A 19633-nucleotide genomic window follows, 5' to 3' on the forward strand; every position below is an offset into this window, starting at 1 on the left:
CCAATTCTAAAGTTTCTCCTGTAAACGATGTTACTCTATGATCATCAGCCATCTACAGCGCTCTCCATCTGGATTTTATTGTCTTCTGGTTTGGAGAGCGGATGCCACTTCCTTTGCAAGCCTCTTGCACTGGTACAGCCGTTTATCTGCAACTTGATGTATTGCTCAATGCGTGTCTAGGTGAATCACCTATACGAATTATAGCGGAGTATTATGGGCAAAAAAAATAAATTCAGTGAGATGTTTTGATGTCTGACTCGTCTAAGTACATGAAAGGAGCTGAGGTGGTGAATTTCAAATGATCGAACAACAGTCACCACGAGATGCAATACGGTTACTATACGAACGACATTCCGACGATGTGTACCGTTATGCAAAGCTAACACTAAACGATTCTTCTGAAGCATATGACGTTGTTCAAGAAGTGTTCTTGAGGGCATTTCGCTCGTGGAACCAATATCGTCACGATGCCAACGCTAAAACTTGGCTCATCAGAATTGCAAGGAATTATATTTTCGATTCCTTTCGTAGAAAACGGATCGAAAGAGATTATTTATTGAACTACAATGAGCCGCAAACCCGCGATGAAGCAGTCTTTTCGCAATTGAAATTAGAAATTGAAGAAGCATTGTCCCTGCTAAACATTAATTATCAGCAAGTGATCATATTGCGATACATTCAAGGCCTTTCCATATTGGAAACCTCTCAAATACTTGGCTGGTCGGAATCGAAAGTGCGCGTAACAGCGCATCGTGCCATGACAAAATTGAAAGAAATTTATGGTTCAGATTCTGAGGAGGTGAAGATAAAGGATGGATTCCGATCAAAAAATCCTTGATGAACTTTCTGCTGCATCGCACATCAACATGAATCCGACAAAGAAAATGGAAATATGGAACCGCATTGATGCACAAATGTCAGAAACGAAACCCAAGAAGCCAAGGAGGAAATTAACTATGTTTTCCAATGTGGTAGCCGTCGTTGCCGCAATTGCAGTAGCCGTAGGTGGTATTGGTTATATAACACACTCTTCATTCAATACTCAATATGTTCCACACCCGAATTCCGTAACAACAGCAACTCAGAGCAATGGAGATATATTGTACAACTTTGCAGATTATAAGCTTCGTATGAACGATAAGACGATTCAATTTTACGAACAAGGTAAAATTGTAAACGAAACAATACCGTACCAAGCAACTCTTACCAATGCACAGATTCATAGCCCATGGAAGACAGACCCGCTACAATCGGCGCAGGTGTATACGACAAACTTGCTCCCTATCGGTTTTAGAAACGCTGCGTGGACGGAAAAATCTCAGTCCCAACTGTCGGCAAAAATTAATGGAATTACTGTGGTTTACATGTTGAAAAATAAGAAAATCACTCTTGTGCCTAAAACCGCCTTAGTTTCAGTTGATATTGAAGGGAACGGGGTGCATAAGTCCTACAATATATACCTATTCGAACTCGGCCATCGGTACGTTTGGAACATTTACAAAATTACAAAGTAAAACCCAAGAAACAGAGCCATTATGCTACACGGCTCTGTTTCTTGGGCAAATCGATTCTGAAGGTCGGTCAAGACATCACGTTAATTGAATCTCCAATATACAGAGGTGATTCCATACCCGCTAGAGCAACTATAGTCAACTCCACTTACAAAGCCAAGACTAGCCCAAAGCTCCGAAGATCCATCCATTCCCACATGATACCCTGATGGATTCACCCAAGTTGGCTGACCATTTTCGTTCCAGTACGGGTCGTTGGTGACACCTGGCCCCCGATCCTGAACTGACGTTGCAATAAGTCGTCCTTTCGATGTCGTGTAGACGTATACTCCTTGTCCACAAATCGCAGTGGTTGAAGGCAACGCAACATACTCGGTTGCTGATCCACAAGCAAGCCCCGTAGTTGCACACTCTAGCGTCATGTTCACATGGAACCAAATCGGAATGCTGTAATCAGCGTATTCTCCAGCAGAGTCATCCCAAATTCGAATGAGTCGGCTCGAGTCTTCCCCTTGGACGTTATAGACAGGGGAACAGTCAATATTCACCTCACCGTTGTACCCAGTCGATCCGCTTCCGAGCAATGTGCTTGCTCCTGTGTGGATGTTAAAGTCATAGACCCGAATCGTGTCACCTATTCTCGGGTTACCGTTGACATCGAGCGAAGTGACAATCACATCCCACGATTGACCGCTGACCAAACTGTATCCGGCTGGATCAGCACTTACTTGGTTTGGGAATTTCCCAGTTACAGACATATCAATTTTCCCTCTGTTTCTTGTGCTCGCGAGACACTTGTTTTACGTGCTGGCCAAGCACGCAATCCCATCGTATGGATCACTGATATAGTTCGAATGGATGCTTGTCCTACGTGTGAGGCTAAATATTTCACATTTAAACGAATTGACCATGTGAATTATCCAGACATAATTCCTACATTTTAGATAGATTGTCTGTGTAGGATTGATCGGAGGAGGGGTAGAATTGTTTTGGCTAAAAGAGTTTAAGTGTTATATGACATCCATGGCAATGTCGCCGCATTGAAGGCAGTCTTGGACAACGTGAAGATATCTGATGTTGACGCTATCGTTATTGGTGACGACATGGCATGGGAGGTTCTACAAAAAACCAAATTCCTTGACTGAATACCGGGATTCCTGATTTAATCTGTTCTGGCTCTACATAAATTTCTGAATTTGGGTGTTATACATGTCTGATCAACGTAAACTAGTCTCAATCCTGCTTCTTTTTCTCTTATCTTTATTGGTGGGTTGGATATACTTTAAAATAATTTCTAATGTGGGATTTATTATAAGTATATCTATTTTTTTATTATCGGGATTTATGTACATTTTTCTTTCCTCTATGATTACATTTCTCATCATGGTCATTGAAATTTTTGCATTAGGGGCATTTGCCATTTTTTTCACCTGGTTTCATCATGTTAGCATCCTAGACCAGTGGCATTGGATTGAGATACACGGACTTTTTTCATTATTAACTATGCTTTTATGGTTAGTTTTTTACACTGTAAAACAATTAGGAAATCGTATTCAAATTCTTCAGCAACGAATTGGAATTTTAGAGAAGACTATTGGCGGTATAGGAGTTCTGACTAAAAACGAATTTTTATATCAAACTGAAATGGTTCTTCAATCCATGTCACGTAGACAAGAATCTGGTTATTTGTTATCGATCGAAATTGGGACTACGGCTACAAAAATTTCTTCTGCACTGTTTCATACTATAGCCTCAGCTGTTCTGAGTTCGGTTCGAAGACAATACGACTTAGTTGGACAAGCAGATGCAAACAGGATATGGATTTTACTGCAAAACACTACCGAACAAGGACTAGAAATTGTCTCTCAAAGAATGAATGAAAAATTGCTTACCGAGTTACACGAGAGTATTAATAATATCTTGAAAATTGACGTGAAAACCATCCATCCTGGTGATACTTTGACTTCTTTAAACTTGAAGGAATAGGGGAGCGAATTCTTGTCAGGTGTCTTATTAGTTATTTCTGTGTTGTTTTGGATACTTCTTTTCTATTATGTTTCCTTAGATATATTAGGATTGTATTTTCGCTCCAAAAAGATTGCGTGGTATTAAGTCAATATAGTGGACACCTCAAAACAGAGAAATTGTAAGTTTTAATATTCTGACACGATTACTTTTGTCTCGCTTAGCTTGCCTTGACTCTCGACACTTGGAAATATCTTCTTTCGTACTCAGCCGGTGCTAGAAACCCGATAGATGAGTGTACCCGCTCCCGGTTGTACCAGACCTCAATGTATTCGAAGATCCGTCGTATGGCTTGTTCCCTTGTTTTGAACTTTTCCAGATACACGAGCTCTCGCTTGATGATGCTGTGAAACGACTCAATACACGCATTGTCAAAGCAATTACCCTTGCGGCTCATGCTACCAACCATCCCGTACTCTTGCAGCTTTTCCTGGTAGTCATGAGAGGCGTACTGGCTCCCACGGTCCGAATGATGCAGCACTGGTTCTGTTGGCCTCTGGCGTTTGCAGGCCTGCTCCAGCGCTCCGATGCACAGCTCTTTTGTCATCCGTGCATCCGCACGCCAGCCCACAATCTTGCGGCTATATAAATCCTCCAAGCTGGCCAGGTAGAGCCATCCCTCATCCGTTGGGATGTAAGTGATGTCTGCCATGTATACTTGGTTAGGACGCTCTGCTACGAACGTTTGGTTTAGCACATTATCCTGTACCGGGTAGTCGTGGTTCGAATACGTCGTCGCCTTGTACTTGCGGACTGTGCGGCTCCTAAGCCCATTCTCCCGCATGATGTTGGCCACTGTCTTTTGAGCCACCCGTTCGCCCTCATGGCGCAGGATCTGCGTGATCTTAGGACTGCCATATAGACGACGGGATTTCACGAATATCTGATGGACTCGTTTCGTGATTCGCTTCCGGCGCTTGGAACGCTCACTCTCAGGACGCCTGAGCCAAGCATAGTACCCGCTCCGAGATACCCCCAATATTTTGCACATCTTCTCAACCGAAAATTTGGAGCGGTGTCTGTGGATGAATTGGTACCTTATTTCCGGTCGTTTGTGAAGATGCGCACAGCTTTTTTTAAGATCGCATTCTCCTCTCGCAGTTCACGGATTTCCCGCTCAAGATCCCGTAGGGCCTTCGCTTCCGGCTTGAGGTTCCCGCTCCCGACGAACGGGGTAGAAGGATCCTCCTTGTATTTTGCCATCCAGCCATACAACGTCTTTTGCGAAATACCGAGCTCCCGAGCCACCTGGCTCGCTGGTTTCCCGCTCTCCAAAGCCAATTGAACTGCGTGAAGTTTGAATTCCTTGTCGTATTTCTGTGTCATGTGGCTCACCTCGAATCGCCTTATTCTTACATTCTCGATTCGTTGTGTCCACTATTTCATCCTAACACCATGCGTTTCCCATGCTAGAACACTATCCCCCTGTTTCAATTCTTATCCCAGCGCATAACGAAGAGAAAGTTTTGGGGGAAACACTAGAGGCTATGGTGAAACTCGTATATCCAGGAGACATGGAGATTCTGGTTTTGAATGATTCATCTACTGATACAACCGAGGAAATTACACAGGAATACGCTCGGTTGTATCGACGTATTCACCATGTACGAGTACCTGAAGGATACCCAAAAGGAAAAGCTAGGGTATTAAACTACGGGTTATCTTTGGCTAATGGAGAATTGATTGCTGTATATGATGCCGATAATCAACCAGAACCCAATGCTCTACGTCTTCTCGTTGACGCATGTTTTGGAACAGAAGGGGCAGTTGGCGCGGTTGGTTATGTAAAAACCATAAATGAACGCAAGAACTGGCTCACTCGAATGATCGCGATTGAGTTCTCAGTTTTTCAATTATTAATGCAATCAGGTCGATGGGCGATGATGAGATTAGGTTCGTTGACTGGGACGAATATGTTAGTTACGAAAGAGGCGTTGAAACAGGTTGGAGGCTGGGATGTCTACGCTTTAGCAGAAGATGCAGATTTAACCATGAAGTTAACAGCAATCGGTGGATCGTTGCCTGTAGTTCCAGAATCCCGCACTTGGGAACAAGAACCAGAGACAATTTCTGTATGGTTCCGGCAGAGAACCAGATGGATGCAAGGTAATTTATACTTAATCGCTAAGGTGTTTCGGGAAAAAAGTTGGCGACGTGGAAGAGTATTAGGACATTCTATTCAGCAATTAAGTGTATATATCGTATTTGTATTCTTTTTGTTGGTATCAGATACATGGTTTGCATTAGGGGAACTGAGAATCGTTCATACCCAATTTTCAGTTCCACTCTTTTTGCTATGGTTTGAATCAATACTGTTTTATATTGTACAGTTGCTTAGTGCGGAGACGATGGATGACTTGGTGAGTTTTACGAATATAATAATGGCAGTTCTTATGTATTTTACCTATGCTCAAATATGGGTTATTCTTTTGTTTTGGGCATGGTCGAAGCAATTGCGTTTACGACATTCTAAGGAGATGCCTGTATGGGACAAGACGGTAAGGTTTTGAATCATGAATGAATGGTAAGAGAGGATGTAAAATATTTTATATTAAGTCAATCATCGTATCGGCTCCATCACAATGTAGCTCTGATTGGCATGGATGCTTCACCAATACCAGTTTTGCCAATTAACCTACGGAATTGTGACGTGGAGCCGAGCCCCGTTTATGATAACTCACAGTATTGAGAATCGCACTTAGGCACGCAGAATTGGAAGTTGTTATACCATGAGCGAACCGCTGTAGAACGTTGTAACGCAAGACTTCAGAAGAATTTGACCATGAATAATGTGTATGTCCGAGGTATCTGAAAAGTAAATATACACATGCTTATCAACGTGATTGTGTTACTCGTATCTGCACTAGCTGTATACCAAATCGAACAACACAAGAAGTCTGCGTAATCTAAAACAGGTTAATCTGATGAGAAATGGCATCGATTAGCCGTATATGCTATGTGGTGTTTGCTACACTGGAGCCGTTCTTTTATTTTTTCGTCTCTACCAAAACGACTATTCTGTAAAATGCTCAAATGATTAGTGTTATCTTGAATTGTTAATCATGAAAATTAGTTCTTTTGTACTATTGAGGTCCCATCGGTTAAACATTATGTTATAAACCTAAGCTCTGAGAAGAAGGTGTATATTATGGTTTCTTCTGAAGAAAATTCAACGGGTATCCATTCTAAAATAAAAGTATTAATTGTTGATGACCATCAACTATTTCGGAATGGTGTTCAGTCCATTCTTTCGAGAGTGGAATGTATTCAAGTGGTTGGCGAAGCAGGAAATGGTGAAGAGGCCTATATAAAGTGTAAAGAATCTCCACAACCGGATGTTGTTTTAATGGATATTCACATGCCTGTTTGTGATGGACTACAAGCAACAGTAAACATTAAGAAATTGTTTCCACATATACACATTTTAATGCTCACAGCATCAGATACAGAAGAATCTCTCTTTGATGCAGTAAAAGCTGGAGCACTTGGGTATATTTTAAAAACATCTCATCCCTCTCAGGTTATTGAAAGTATTAAAAAAGTTTCTAAAGGAGAACCAGTCATTCCAGAGTCGCTAGCCTTGCGTATCATTCATGAGTTTTATACGGAAAAGAAGCAAAACAATGCCAATACAGAATTATTAACTGAACGAGAAAAAGAGGTATTGAAGCATTTAAGTGTGGGTGAATCCAATCGGGAGATTGCACAATCACTTTTTATAAGTGAAAATACAGTTCGAAACCATATCCGTAATATTCTTGATAAACTACATTTGCAAAATCGTGTACAGGCTGCAACATATGCTCTTCGTGAAGGATATACATTGGAAGAATAAATTCACGTCCAGGTTGAGTTTACAAAGCTGGTAAGCATACCGTTACTGTCGTACCCTTTCCTTCTATACTGCTAATTTCAATATTCCCGCCTTGTTCTTGAATAATTCTTTCGCAAACCATAAGTCCTAAACCAGTTCCATTAGGTTTGGTTGTGAAAAATGGCTGGCGGATTTTTGTGAGTTGTTCTTGATTCATTCCAATTCCTGTATCTTTCATTGTTAAACAAACAAAGAAGTTATCGTTTTTACATACCTTGGTATCCACAATGACTTCTAATTTACCGCCATCAGGCATAGCCTCTATAGCGTTTTTTAATAAATTGTGAATGACTTGTTTTAATTGATTTTCTTCACTATTTACGCGAGGCAATGTCTTATCAATTTTTTGGATAACTTGTATATTTCTTTTTTGTAAAAATTGCGATTGTAAATCTAGTGCTTTTTGAAGAATTTCTTGCAAAAATAAGGGATATTTTACTTTCGTACTTGGTTTTGATAGGGATAAAAAATCACCTAGAATGTTATCCATACGTTTAAGTTCATCTTCAACGGATTTGAGAATCATTTGCTGAGAGGGTTGAATATCTGGAAGAGATAAAAGAGACCATTGAATAGCAGCAAGTGGATTCCTAACTTCATGAGCTAAACTGGATGAAATTTGTGCAGCTATTTCTAATTGTTCCATCCTTTTGATATGTTCTTCGAATTTTTTTCTTTCTGAAATATCAACGCGAAAAGAAATATATTGATAAGGTTTATTGGATTCGTTTACACATGGTACAATCGTGGTATCTACCCAGTAGAATTGACCATCCTTCGTACGATTTCGAATTTCTCCTTGCCAAATATGACCCTGAGCAATAGTGCGCCACATTTCCCGAAAAAAAGATTTGGGATGGTAACCTGAATTAATAATACGATGGTTTTGTCCCAGCAATTCTTCTGCACTATATTTCGATATCTCACAAAATTTTTTGTTGACAAAAGTAATTTTACCTGTCACATCCGTTATCGCTATAATCATGGATTCGTCTATAGCGCGATTGATTTCACTTAGACGAGCAACACTTTCTTCCAATTTTTCTAATATTTCATCCATCATTGATACCACACACCTTAAAATCATCCATTCATGAGCGACACCATTATATCTGAATGTTTTTAGGCGATCTATACTTGACCACATCCACCAATCAAGCAGTGGAATTCCAATGTTCACACGATAGTTTTCCTGCTTCGTTGAAGCTTGTCTTTTTGTATTTTTTTAACTTTCGTGCAGGTCTGATGGCTCTCCATAAGCTAATACCTCAAGCCCACCTATAGCTAAGAAGTTTGGTACGGTGTTTACATCTTGCTTATAAAAAGACCATTTTGGAAGGCCCTTTTTTAGTCAAATATAGTCCTTTTTGCTTAGTTCAAAACAGTACTAGGAAAGAGTCTGTATGTGTCTGTTGCCTAAAAGAAAGTCAGCCTATGATGAAGTTGTGAAAGATGAAAAAAGGAGGAAGGCTAAATGGTAGACTATGCAAATGCTTGGCCGAATTATTACGTTGGTTTTCTTTGGTTAGCAATTTTTATCGCATTTGTTATTTTCCCTTATCCACATCGCCATAATAAAGGAGACCATCGCAAATGAACTGGTCGAGGGAAATACGCATACGAGTTTCTGAAAAGTTAACTTGGGATAATTTGCTCCCCTCAGAGCAACCCATATACGTAAATTCTTTAGTTTATAGTTTTGGTGTTTTTACCCTCAGTAGTTTAGTGTTTTGTATTGCTTCCGGAGTCATTATGGCCTCTAAAGGACCGCTTTGGTATCAGCATACTTCTTTAGGTGATTTTATGCGCTCTATTCATTTTTGGAGTGTTCAAGCCTTTTTCTTCTTCATGACCATGCATTTGGTTGGGCAGTTTTTCATGGGCTCCTGGCGTGAAGGGCGTGCGATGACATGGGTTTGGGGAGCTCTCTCGTTTGCTGTATCCGTTTTGACTGCCTTTACAGGTTATTTAAGCAGAGGCGACTTCTTTGCTCAGTGGAATCAGGTACAAAGTAAAGATGCATTTAACGGTGCAGGTCTCGATGGTTTTTTAAACATTTTAAACAATGGCCAAGTGTATGGACTGCATATTGTTGTTCTACCTATGATTTTAATTGGTCTCGTAGGGATTCATTTGCTTGCAGTGCGAAGTAAAGGAGTTGTTCCACCTTACTCAGTTCGATCATCTGAAACGGAAATTTCCTCTGCACATAAGGGGGAGAACTGAATGTTCCGTAAAAAATTTACTCGAGATACGCTAAAATTTCCTCAAAAAGATTTCGATATGGTCAAAGAGGGTGTCATCAGTTTAGCCATCACGGGGATCCTTATTGTAGCTGTAGCTGTTTTTTTGGGTGCTCCCTATCGACCGGCTATCACGAATCAGCAAATTGCCAATCAGGAACCGATTGTTGTAGAAAAAACAGCTCTAGGTGATCTGGATGGTACTGGGGAAATGGCTCAATATGGGCCACCCTATAATCAAGGCTTTCATGGGGAAGCACCACAAAGTGTTCAGTCCTTAGGAGGATTTTCCCCTCAAACCTGGTGGGGCACGCCTTATCCATTAAATACTGCTACAGATGATGTACTGCAGCCGTTGAAAATGCTAGCTACTGCTTCAGATAACCAAAATCTCTTACGTGCACTTAGGCAATATGAAACAGCTCCTTATATACAACAGCAACAATGGGCAAACCATTACGCCAAAGCTTTACAGGATGCCAAAGTTAAACAAGGTCAAGTGGTAGTACCACCGGGTTCTTATGGCCCCGTACAGACTCTCATGAATTCAGAGTTATCTTTGGCGAAATCCGGGTTGCTTTCAGGAGCACTCGATCGAATCAGTAATCCTGGCACCATTTATCGATACAACATTCAGGATGATTTACTCTTTTTACAAGGCCATGCTTTACATCAAATCGCTGGAAAATTGGATATGAAAGGGGAACAATGGGGAATCAATCACGATGAAGCAGCTGTACCGGGGCCATGGTGGCTAACACCTTATACTTTTTTGTATCAAATTCCACCTTGGTCGACATCTGCTTCAGGTGACGAGATGGCCGCTTATACTATCGCTATATTATTTCTCATGTTAGTCTTTTTACCTTGGATTCCAGGGTTGAATCGATTAAATCGAGTGATACCAGTTCATCGATGGATTTGGCGCGATTGGTATAAACGTTTAGAGAAGTCTAAAACGTGTTCTTCTTGTCCATTAAGAACTTCCTGCCATCAAGAATTTAAAGGGAAATATGCTTTTGTTCCTGGAGAATCAAAACCAGCGTGTTATGAGCCAACTTCTACAAATTTCAAGGAGTATGGCGTGAGTAGAGGTATAGATCAAACCATTCATCACTAAATCGTTAAAAAATTTGGGAGAGAAGGGATTCAATGTGGGTGCGGTGATTCGAATGTATCTGATATGGATATTGGCTTTGCTATCTGGCGTATATGGGACATCTCTAGTGTATGAGGCGATTGTTCATCAAACCTGGCTGGGACTCGTATGGGGAGTACCGATACTATTTCTTGGTATTTGGATAACCGGTAATATGTGGGCTTCTGCAAGGCAGTTTTATCGAAAGCAAAAGTCGTTATCCAATGGGAATTAGAGAAAGAAGAAAGTAGCAGAGGTGAGAAGAAGATGAGAAGATACGAGCGTTTGTTACTTATCTTTCAGAGAATGGAAAATCAATTATTAGATACAGCAGCTCGTTATCTGAATCTTCTTCTAGCCTTTGTTGCTATTGTGTTTGCCATTTATGGAGTATGGGCAGGTTTCCCTTGGTTTGCTTTGCGTCTAGCTATAATTGGGGCACTTTCTTATTTTTTAAGTTTTCTTCCTGGTCTTTTGTTGGGACTAATAACATGCATAATATGGATGGAACAACATTCTGCTTTATATCCTTTCGATGTTGTAGCTGCTTTTGGCATAGTACAGGGTATTGGAACCATCAATATTTGCTGGCTTGGTTACCGCCATGCTCTAGAGAAACGACAATATATGCAACCCCATCAACCAAAGTCACATCAAATCACAAAGAACGAAAGAATTGTTTCTTGGCAAATATTAAATGACCTTCGTTCCTCATTAGCGGCCGTCCGATTCCTGCTTTTCCCGGGTGGGACAAATATAACTCAAAGAAATCTCGATGATGCTATGGAAGAATTAGCTCGACTAGAACAGTTGGTTGGAAAGATTGTCAATAATAAAAATAGGATGGAAGAAAAAGAAGGGGATCATCATGAGACTCATCATTCCAATAGAGACGGTTCAATGGTTTGAAACAAACTATTGGTTAACTTCGGGAGATTTTATACGATTTTATGTAAGATACGGTGGTGATGATGGGATTTATCCGGGGTTTTCTTTAGCTGCAACATTAGAAATGCCCAAAGGTTCTTTGGCTGTTCAGGCACATATAAGTTCGTATACTTTTTATATGTTAGAAACAGATAGTTGGTATCTAGGGAATAGGGATTTAAAAATTACGATAGTAGAAGATTCTATCACTTACACTCTTTTATAATTTATATGGTAAGTGTACTGGTCGATTCGTGTCTAGTTCGACCATCCTGCACTAGTCAGTTAGGACTATTTCTAATGACAATCCAACTAGTTCGCCGACACTACCACAAATAGTATAATTCGGTCTCCATAGTTTCGTCCCTAAGATCTAAGATGAACTTGAAAGGTGAGGTGAAACGTGCGTAGTGAACCCGATTTTGTCAAGACAGATGGGAAGGCTTTTAAGAGAGAAATGCAATTCAGATAAAAACCGTCTCACGCTGCATTCCGTTTCTTTTGCCAATTTCTGAATTCCAAAGGCGAGCGATAACCTAGTGCGGAGTGTGGTCGGTCCGTGTTGTAAAAGTGAATGTACGATTCAATTGCCGCTTTCGCCTCGGCAAAGCTGTTGTATTCCTGCAGCCAGACTTCTTCTTCTTTCAGTGACCGGAAGAATCGCTCGATGTATCCGTCAGCATGAGGGTTGTTGTACCCCGTCCGCTCGTGATTGATTTGGCAGACCTTCATCGCTTCGATGAACCGTCGACTCGTCATCTGGCAGCCATTGTCCGTTCGAAGCGTCAAACCGGCACCTTGAACGCCGCTTGGGAAACGATAATTCAGCGCCATATCTACAGCATTCAGCAAGTCCTCCGTACGGCAGAACCGGGAAAATGAGTACCCCACAATCTCCCGGTCATAAGCGTCAATCACGGCAAACAGATAACCCCATCCGTCTTTCCCGCACCACACCTTCGTCATGTCGCACTGGAAATGCTCGTTGGACCTGGTGACTGGTATTTTCCCTCGCCGTTTCGCTCGTGAAGCGCCCCGTTTCTGGGTTTTCACCAGCAGCCCCATTTCCTTCATCAGCCGATACACCCGTTTATGGTTCACCCGCAAGTTGTATCGGCGGCGCAGCATGACTTGGATTCGCCGGTATCCGTACGTGGGGAATTCTTCGCACAGTTTCCGAATCCACTGATGAACCACAGCGTTCTTATCCACAGGAGGCCGCTTCGGTTTTGGCACATACGGCTTCAATAGGCTGTAACAGTACGTCCGATTCAGCCCTAACGCTTTCGCAATCACTGGGACCGGGAACCCTTCTTTGGTGAGCTGACAGACCAAAGAACGGCTATTTACTTCCGGCCCCAATTCGATTTTTTTCGCAACACATCCACCTGCATCGTAAGCTCACCGATCTTAGCCCTAGCCTCCTGCAACTCCTTCTCCAACTCCTGCTCCCTCGTAGAGGGTCCGGACTGAAGTCCAGCCCGCCCACCAGACAGGAACGCTTCACGCCACCTGTAATAAAGACTCTGGGCCACGCCATGCTGCCGACATATTTCGCTAATATTTGCACTAGGCATCATGCCCTCGAGGACGATGTTTATTTTTTCATCCACTGTCCACTTACGTCCCAGCATCACAAACACCTCTACTTCATCTTAACCCATCCCTTCTGTCTGGGTTGACTTTGGGGCAAGTATACACGAACAACGGATCGTTCAGGGGAACGTCTCCTCGCTGAGAGAGATATTCTTGTACTAGGCTTCTTACTTCAGACGTGGCGGGGACAACGCGCTCCTTGTCACCTTTACCGCGATTCACATACACCAATCCACCACGTTTCAATTCGATGTCTTTCACATTGAGCGCGACCAATTCACCTACCTGAAGCCCGCAGTACAGAAGAACAGCGACAATCGCGATGTCACGGGGATTACGCCTCTGGTCCACAAGCTGGAGGAGCCGGTTTCGTTCATTTCGTTCCAGAGACTTGGGAGTACGTTGAAGAATCGGCGTACGTTTGACAACGCGCATGTTTTGAATGCAAGATTCTTGATGGGAACAACGAGCGAAGCTTCGAATTGCGTTATAAGCAAGGTTGACCGTACTCGCTTTGTGGCCTTTGGCGATAAGATATGTAGGATTGCACGTCCACGCGCGTAAGTCCATCATCGAGTGACGTATCAGATTCGACGAGAAGCTGGTTAAATTTCTCCAGTTGAGTTCGATAAGTCTTGAGCGTTTTTTTGGATTTGCCAATCAGGGCTTGCTCAATGTATTGGCTCAGAATTGACACGGTTTTGTTGCCTCCAGAGTTATACTCAATAATTTTGAGGCGTTAAAGTGATTCTTCCGCCTGAAGTGACAAGGTTTTCTCAATCACATTGTACTATTGTACTATAATATTGCGTATAACTCATACTTATACGAAAAAATAGACGTTGGTTCTCGACTGTTTATTTGCATTAGATTTAGACAGAATTGACCTCACTTTTTTATACACTTGGTAGAAAACATGAAAGGGATTTCTGAGTCAATGTGGAATGAATAGAATGTTATTTTTTGTTATGACTAATCTGTAGTGTCATGAGTAAGCATTACGAACTTCATAGATTCGATATTGAGCACACGATGGATTTACTACATCGTAGATAAAACGAGACGGAATGACAACTATGACGTTAATAACAGCCGTCACACAAAGGACTGGTTCCACTTGACCAATCTGATGAACTTAGATTCAAAGACGTTCGTGGTTGAGTGTTATCGAGTGTGAGCGGTCGATCCCTTCGTCTTGGGTTAAAAATGGAATTGCGTATACTGGGGTTCTTCTCAAATTCATCAGACGAAGGTACCGTCCGACGCTTGTTGCAATTTTTCCATAGAGTGCGTCCGGCGTTTATAACATCTAGCATTACATAAATTTTACGGGTTTGTAGAGGGGGATCTTTTGTGAGTCTAACAAATGCTATACAAAAACTGGCGATGGTGAACATTTTTAAAGAAGCTAAGCAGAGAGAGATGTTTGTTGGACGTCCCTTTTATCTAGATTATGAACGTGCTCACCTATTGATTGCAGACGCGTGGAAGTCAAAAGTTGGAGGGGTACCACAAGGAGCCTTTTTACTTGCATTTTATGACAACGAGGAGGGCGTATCTGAGGCATTGCTCCTGCGAGTCATTAAACCAACAAAGCTCCCTACAGATAACGATGTGATCAGTTCGATGATAGAGTTCTATAAAGATACTCCGACCGAGTCAAGGAGCACACTGGACGAATTTACGCGGTATGAATTCAGCTTTTCCGGCTTGGAATGTAGGATACTCGGAACCTTCTATTTAGATCGGAATGAACGAACAGTTTTCGGAGCAGATGTCGAGAATTTTTATAGCGCGCATAACTATACGGTTTATAAGGCCAATGGGAGGGTTCTTGAACTAATCGCCAACCTCCGTGATAGTGATAGTGTACCTGGAGGGGAAACAGACATTCGAATTGGTCGGGTGCGATACAGTTCAAGTTTTAGGTTTCAAGAGGACTCCGAATTGGTTCCAGTCTATGTGACCCCGAAAGATTTCCTCGGAAAACGTACGGCGATGTTCGGAATGACTCGTACAGGTAAGTCTAACACTGTCAAAAAAGTGATTCAGGCAACCGTCGAAATCAGTAATCAGGCAACCGCAAGACTCCAAGACATTGATGACGGTATAACAGCCGATAACCTTGAATCTTTTGCTCATAACGGAGCGCCCATCTATCCTGTTGGTCAGATTATCTTTGATATTAACGGGGAGTATGCTAATGCCAATATGCAAGATGAGGGAACGGCAATCTTTGAAATGTATTCTGACTCTGTGATACGGTATAGCGTTCTTCAAAAACCAGGCTTTAGAGTTATGAAAGTCAACTTTTATAGCGAAATCTTATCAGGATTTGAGCTTATTAAATCGAGACTTGCTACTGAGCCAGGAGACTATGTGAAGAGTTTTCTTGCAGTCGACCTGAGCGAGCCAGAGGATCCTCAAGATTATTCTGCGAACACCCGATATCTTCGAAAAAAAGCTGCTTACTTATGCTGTTTATTCAGTGCAGGATTCAAAGCCCCACAAAATTTTAAGGTGAAGTTTAAAGGGTCTCCTGAACTTAACGCAATGGTTAAGCAAGACGGAAGTATCAATCCGGATAAGGGTTTGTCGCTGAGTGAAGCTACCAATTGGTTCACAAAAATCTGGGGTAACTATAATGACACCTTCTTTACGAAGTATGCAGCAGAGAAAGGACACGAATGGGCCGATGAAGATCTAAAAGCTCTTCTCGTATTTCTAACACGGAAACAAAAACCGGGTGGAAATGCAAATGTTAGTGGATTTCGTAAACTTCGTGACATGCTGGATCTACATACTGAAGCATCATCGAAGCCATTTGAGGACGACATTGTTGATGGGGTTCGGGACGGGAACATAATAATTGTGGATCTTTCTCAAGGTGATCCAGAGGTACAAAGGCTCTATTCTGAGAGGGTTTGTCAAAAAATCTTCGGTGACGCAATGAACAGATTCATACAGAATAAGCCTAATAATTTTATACAGTTCTACTTTGAAGAGGCACACAATTTGTTTCCGAAGAAGGACGATAAGGATCTTAGTCAGATTTATAACCGCATAGCAAAAGAGGGTGCTAAATTAAACTTAGGTATGGTGTATGCGACTCAGGAGGTTAGTACCATTAGTTCCAACATACTTAAGAATACTCAAAACTGGTTTATTGCACATCTCAATAATGATGATGAGTTGAGGGAATTAAGAAAGTATTATGATTTTGGTGATTTCACGGATGGCCTAGTACGTTTTAGTGCAGGCAGTGATAAAGGATTTGTGCGGATGAAGACGTATTCGAACCCCTTTGTAGTTCCAGTTCAAATTGACCGGTTCTCCGCAAAGGAGGAGTAGGGTTGGCGTATACAAGTAAAGGAAGACGACCAAACGAGTACGCAAGTAAGTCTTCGCACATCCACATAATAAGGGATCCGGCTGTTTCAGAATACTTGGCGATGTGTGATTTTCCTGAAGAAGTAAGCGATAGCACGTTGGATCAGCAGGTAATCAACGTAAGCGAACTCGTCAGTAATAATTCTATTAAGCATGTGCTTGCAATTGATGGGGGATACACCGAGGTAGTCGTAAGGCAGGAATTCCCATCCGCTACGATTGCTCTGTTTCAACTAGGGGTAAATATTTTCGGGGTTAATGACTTAGACGAATTAACCGGGAAACCTTTTGTCGACCCGGATGATATGGCTAAGTTAAAGCAAATTCAAAGACTTAAAATGGCCTTGCCGATTCGTAATCTTGCGCTAAAAGGCGAGTCCTCATTAATCGACAGTGTTCGGCGCACAGTGTACGATGTGTTCAGAAAAGAACCTTCCGCTGATCCAGTTCACGATCGGTTAATTGAGACACTACGCTGGTTCATTTATGAGGAATACAGTAACGATGGATCTGGTTTATGGAGCCTTTCTAATTGTCCTTCGTGTGGAATGAGGGACATTAGTTTGAATAAATCGCATATGTCGAACCAGTACACTTTTTCATGCCCTGGATGCAATGGCACTTTGTTTTTAACCGATGTTTTTCGTTTGCATGAAGCCGTTGATAACGAACTTGGCGCAGGTGGAATATTGGGTTACGTTACAACGCTTATGGAACAAATGTTGATTGTTCACCTAATACGGTTGATTTTGAAGACTCAACCCGCATTACTTAATGAAATGCTGTTCTTGAAAGATGGGCCATTAGCTTTCTTTGGGCAGACAGCCAATATGCATCAACCGATGCGTAAGCTTTGTGTATATCTCATGGATCATCGTAACGTATTTTTGGCGGGTATGGAGAAGAGTGGACCCTTCGTCGATCATGCGGATCAGTTGGCTCCCCGTTTAGAAAATGGTTCCTTATTATTATTAAGCAATAAGTATATATACAGGCATATTCTGCCCGGGAATGCGGACGACAGTAATCCTTATGCAAGGACTTCTTATTACGGAGCTAAAATGATATACAAGTCACATGAAGGACAGATGTATGTGATAACAGTTCCGACCAGATCGGCAGAGGTCGTCATTAATCCCAAGCTTGCGGATTTTCACAACATCAATTGCATTCTGCTCAATATTGACAAGTTGAAATGTGACATGTATGACAGCTCCCTTATTCCGATCGCTCTCGTGAATAAGCTGGTTTCGTTAGCGCATCATCCTAGTTCGTTAATTCTGGAGAAGTTCGTCCGGTCGTCTATGCATCGGAACTAAAATTGATCGAGGTTGGCTATGGGTGTTATGAGTACAATTGGTACTGTAAAAGTTCGAAGGATAAATGTTCCTCCAACATGGAGGTCAATACCGAAACGGTGGGGGCACAGTTTACATCCAATGTGTTCGTACCTTGCCATGTTCCCCCCTGGGTTGCCTAGGTATTTTATAGAGCAGTTCACTAGGAAGGGAGATGTTATTTTAGATCCTTTTTCCGGAAGGGGTACATGCCCGCTTGAAGCATGCGTGTCAGGCAGGATCGGACTTGGAGTGGATCTTAATCCGTTAGCATATTTACTAACACATGCCAAATTGGATCCACCATCACATGATGATGTTCTGGCTAGAATTGAAGTACTGCGGAACCTGTATGAACCCCCTGACATTACAGGTGTACCCGATGAGATTAGAATGCTGTACGACGATAGCATTACACTGCCACAGCTTGTCTTTATCAGAACGATGTTTGCAAATTGGAAAGATGGCATTGACAAGGTAGACCGGTTCCTATTGGCTGCATTGATGGGAATAATGCATGGGAACCATAGAAAGTCTGGTGATACCAGCTATTTGTCGATTAGTATGCCAAATACATTTTCGATGGCACCAGGGTACGTACGAAAGTACATTGACCAACACAGTCTCGTTAAACCTCAAGTAGATGTGTTTGATAAGTTAGTGTATAAAGTAAACCGCCTGTTTAAGAATCAGTTACCTATACGGAGCGGTAATGCTTTTCTGGCGGATGCGAGAACACTGTCATCTCTTCCTGACAGCCATATCCAGAGCGGCCAAGTTAAGATGGTCTTTACGTCACCACCATATCTGAAGGTAGTAAATTACGGAACGTTTAATTGGATAAGGCTATGGATGCTTGGCGAGGACATAAAGACAATTGACAAAGGTCTGAGACTTGATGATGAGCATACCTTAGCAAGGTATACCAATTTTTTGGGTAATATCGTAGATGAATGTGCAAAGGTTTTGCGTGATGACGGATTGGCATGCTTCGTAATTGGTGATGTTGAGGAACCGGGTAGGCCTCCATTAAACCTCGCGGAGTACGTTTGGACACAGATCAAAGACACTACTTCGATGAATCTCTACGGAATCGTTGAGGATCGATTGCCTGTTTCGGACAAAGTAACCCGAATATGGGGTAAAACTCAGGGAAACGCTACGAAAATAGATCGAATTCTGATTCTATATAAGCAAAAAAAACCTCGTTTTAGATATGGTAAGGGTTCTGATGAGGTATTAAGCAAATTTACGACCTAAAGCTCCCCTATTGAGGAGAATTTGAACTTGACATACCGTTTCTTAAATTATGGGGGGAGAATTTATTGACGAGTCAGTGGGAGACCCTTGTTCGACAAATCTATTGTCACTACGATTCGTTTAAACAATCATCATGTGTTGTTCGGAATTCCTTCCCCATAGCGTATTTTGGGGATGTAGAAGCGTACTGGGATTCAAATGTGCGCATCGTAACAGCAGGACTGAATCCATCTCTAATAGGGAATTCGAACTGAAAACAAGGTTTGATTCGGACAGATTCGGGGAGTACCACGACTCGCCTGCTTTTGCCAAGGACTACGCTGAACACTTAA

Annotated in this window: 21 protein-coding genes; 14 read left to right on the top strand and 7 right to left on the bottom strand. The window is 41.9% G+C overall.

Translation table 11 applies throughout. The annotated features are described in order from the left end of the window. The first annotated feature begins 298 nt into the window (after positions 1–298). Positions 299–838: an RNA polymerase sigma factor gene (locus ACOJUR_RS08270; protein WP_420949708.1), complete on the top strand. Its 540-nt coding sequence runs from the start codon at positions 299–301 to the stop codon at positions 836–838. Further along, complete coding sequence (locus tag ACOJUR_RS08275) at positions 813–1514, top strand: hypothetical protein (protein WP_420949709.1); 702 nt, start codon at positions 813–815, stop codon at positions 1512–1514. The genes ACOJUR_RS08270 and ACOJUR_RS08275 overlap by 26 nt, the downstream gene beginning before the upstream one ends. 80 nt (positions 1515–1594) lie before the next feature. Here the strand turns inward: ACOJUR_RS08275 and ACOJUR_RS08280 are convergent, their stop codons facing one another. Next, on the bottom strand, positions 1595–2269 hold the full coding sequence (locus tag ACOJUR_RS08280; RefSeq protein ID WP_420949710.1) for a hypothetical protein: 675 nt from the start codon (positions 2267–2269) through the stop codon (positions 1595–1597). Between the two features lie 451 nt (positions 2270–2720). On the opposite strand from ACOJUR_RS08280, the gene ACOJUR_RS08285 reads away from it, so the two are divergent. Further along, positions 2721–3497 (top strand): hypothetical protein, encoded by a 777-nt coding sequence (locus tag ACOJUR_RS08285; protein WP_420949711.1) that lies wholly within the window; start codon positions 2721–2723, stop codon positions 3495–3497. Positions 3498–3696: 199 nt separating this feature from the next. On the opposite strand, the gene ACOJUR_RS08290 is transcribed toward ACOJUR_RS08285, so the two are convergent. Further along, a protein-coding gene (locus tag ACOJUR_RS08290; protein WP_420949712.1) for an IS3 family transposase occupies positions 3697–4862 on the bottom strand; the annotation gives its coding sequence in 2 pieces (ribosomal slippage) (positions 3697–4604 and positions 4604–4862; 1167 coding nt in all). A gap of 80 nt (positions 4863–4942) precedes the next feature. On the opposite strand from ACOJUR_RS08290, the gene ACOJUR_RS08295 reads away from it, so the two are divergent. Both ACOJUR_RS08295 and ACOJUR_RS08300 read left to right on the top strand, forming a co-directional pair. Further along, on the top strand, positions 4943–6046 hold the full coding sequence (locus ACOJUR_RS08295; RefSeq protein ID WP_420949713.1) for a glycosyltransferase family 2 protein: 1104 nt from the start codon (positions 4943–4945) through the stop codon (positions 6044–6046). 638 nt (positions 6047–6684) lie between these two features. Next, positions 6685–7371 (top strand): response regulator, encoded by a 687-nt coding sequence (locus tag ACOJUR_RS08300; RefSeq protein WP_420949714.1) that lies wholly within the window; start codon positions 6685–6687, stop codon positions 7369–7371. 19 nt (positions 7372–7390) lie between these two features. Here the strand turns inward: ACOJUR_RS08300 and ACOJUR_RS08305 are convergent, their stop codons facing one another. Continuing rightward, a complete protein-coding gene (locus ACOJUR_RS08305) occupies positions 7391–8590 on the bottom strand; it encodes a two-component system sensor histidine kinase NtrB (RefSeq protein WP_420949715.1) in 1200 nt (399 codons plus the stop codon). A 294-nt stretch (positions 8591–8884) separates the two neighbouring features. Here ACOJUR_RS08305 and ACOJUR_RS08310 point away from each other — a divergent pair, with 294 nt between their 5' ends. From ACOJUR_RS08310 to ACOJUR_RS08335, 6 genes are read left to right on the top strand one after another with little or no spacing between them, the layout of a single operon-like run. Next, positions 8885–9007: a hypothetical protein gene (locus tag ACOJUR_RS08310; protein WP_255567361.1), complete on the top strand. Its 123-nt coding sequence runs from the start codon at positions 8885–8887 to the stop codon at positions 9005–9007. Next, positions 9004–9636: a cytochrome b N-terminal domain-containing protein gene (locus ACOJUR_RS08315; RefSeq protein ID WP_072875357.1), complete on the top strand. Its 633-nt coding sequence runs from the start codon at positions 9004–9006 to the stop codon at positions 9634–9636. The genes ACOJUR_RS08310 and ACOJUR_RS08315 overlap by 4 nt, the downstream gene beginning before the upstream one ends. Then, positions 9637–10773, top strand: coding sequence for a hypothetical protein (locus ACOJUR_RS08320; RefSeq protein WP_420949716.1), 1137 nt, complete (start codon positions 9637–9639; stop codon positions 10771–10773). Positions 10774–10816: 43 nt separating this feature from the next. Beyond that, a complete protein-coding gene (locus ACOJUR_RS08325; RefSeq protein WP_129583687.1) occupies positions 10817–11026 on the top strand; it encodes a hypothetical protein in 210 nt (69 codons plus the stop codon). Between the two features lie 32 nt (positions 11027–11058). Continuing rightward, the gene (locus ACOJUR_RS08330) at positions 11059–11700 is read left to right on the top strand and encodes a hypothetical protein (protein WP_420949717.1); all 642 of its coding nucleotides are present in this window, start codon (positions 11059–11061) and stop codon (positions 11698–11700) included. Further along, on the top strand, positions 11660–11944 hold the full coding sequence (locus tag ACOJUR_RS08335; protein ID WP_420949718.1) for a HesB/YadR/YfhF family protein: 285 nt from the start codon (positions 11660–11662) through the stop codon (positions 11942–11944). Before ACOJUR_RS08330 ends, ACOJUR_RS08335 begins: the two co-directional genes overlap by 41 nt. Before the next feature lie 254 nt (positions 11945–12198). On the opposite strand, the gene ACOJUR_RS08340 is transcribed toward ACOJUR_RS08335, so the two are convergent. From ACOJUR_RS08340 to ACOJUR_RS08355, 4 genes are read right to left on the bottom strand one after another with little or no spacing between them, the layout of a single operon-like run. After that, a complete protein-coding gene (locus tag ACOJUR_RS08340; protein WP_420949719.1) occupies positions 12199–13080 on the bottom strand; it encodes an IS3 family transposase in 882 nt (293 codons plus the stop codon). Beyond that, on the bottom strand, positions 13065–13352 hold the full coding sequence (locus ACOJUR_RS08345) for a transposase (RefSeq protein WP_420949720.1): 288 nt from the start codon (positions 13350–13352) through the stop codon (positions 13065–13067). Before ACOJUR_RS08345 ends, ACOJUR_RS08340 begins: the two co-directional genes overlap by 16 nt. A gap of 16 nt (positions 13353–13368) precedes the next feature. Continuing rightward, complete coding sequence (locus ACOJUR_RS08350) at positions 13369–13749, bottom strand: tyrosine-type recombinase/integrase (RefSeq protein WP_420949721.1); 381 nt, start codon at positions 13747–13749, stop codon at positions 13369–13371. Positions 13750–13801: 52 nt separating this feature from the next. Further along, on the bottom strand, positions 13802–14011 hold the full coding sequence (locus ACOJUR_RS08355; protein ID WP_420949722.1) for a site-specific integrase: 210 nt from the start codon (positions 14009–14011) through the stop codon (positions 13802–13804). A 656-nt stretch (positions 14012–14667) separates the two neighbouring features. Here ACOJUR_RS08355 and ACOJUR_RS08360 point away from each other — a divergent pair. Genes ACOJUR_RS08360 through ACOJUR_RS08370 form a run of 3 tightly spaced genes read left to right on the top strand, consistent with a single transcriptional unit; the run spans position 14668 to position 19301 of the window. Beyond that, the gene (locus ACOJUR_RS08360) at positions 14668–16665 is read left to right on the top strand and encodes an ATP-binding protein (protein ID WP_420949723.1); all 1998 of its coding nucleotides are present in this window, start codon (positions 14668–14670) and stop codon (positions 16663–16665) included. A gap of 2 nt (positions 16666–16667) precedes the next feature. Continuing rightward, positions 16668–18023, top strand: coding sequence for a hypothetical protein (locus ACOJUR_RS08365; RefSeq protein ID WP_420949724.1), 1356 nt, complete (start codon positions 16668–16670; stop codon positions 18021–18023). An 18-nt stretch (positions 18024–18041) separates the two neighbouring features. Continuing rightward, positions 18042–19301 (top strand): DNA methyltransferase, encoded by a 1260-nt coding sequence (locus ACOJUR_RS08370; RefSeq protein WP_420950526.1) that lies wholly within the window; start codon positions 18042–18044, stop codon positions 19299–19301. Positions 19302–19633: the final 332 nt, after the last annotated feature.

This window comes from Alicyclobacillus tolerans (assembly GCF_048984885.1).
Classification (GTDB): Bacteria; Bacillota; Bacilli; order Alicyclobacillales; family Alicyclobacillaceae; genus Alicyclobacillus_I; species Alicyclobacillus_I tolerans.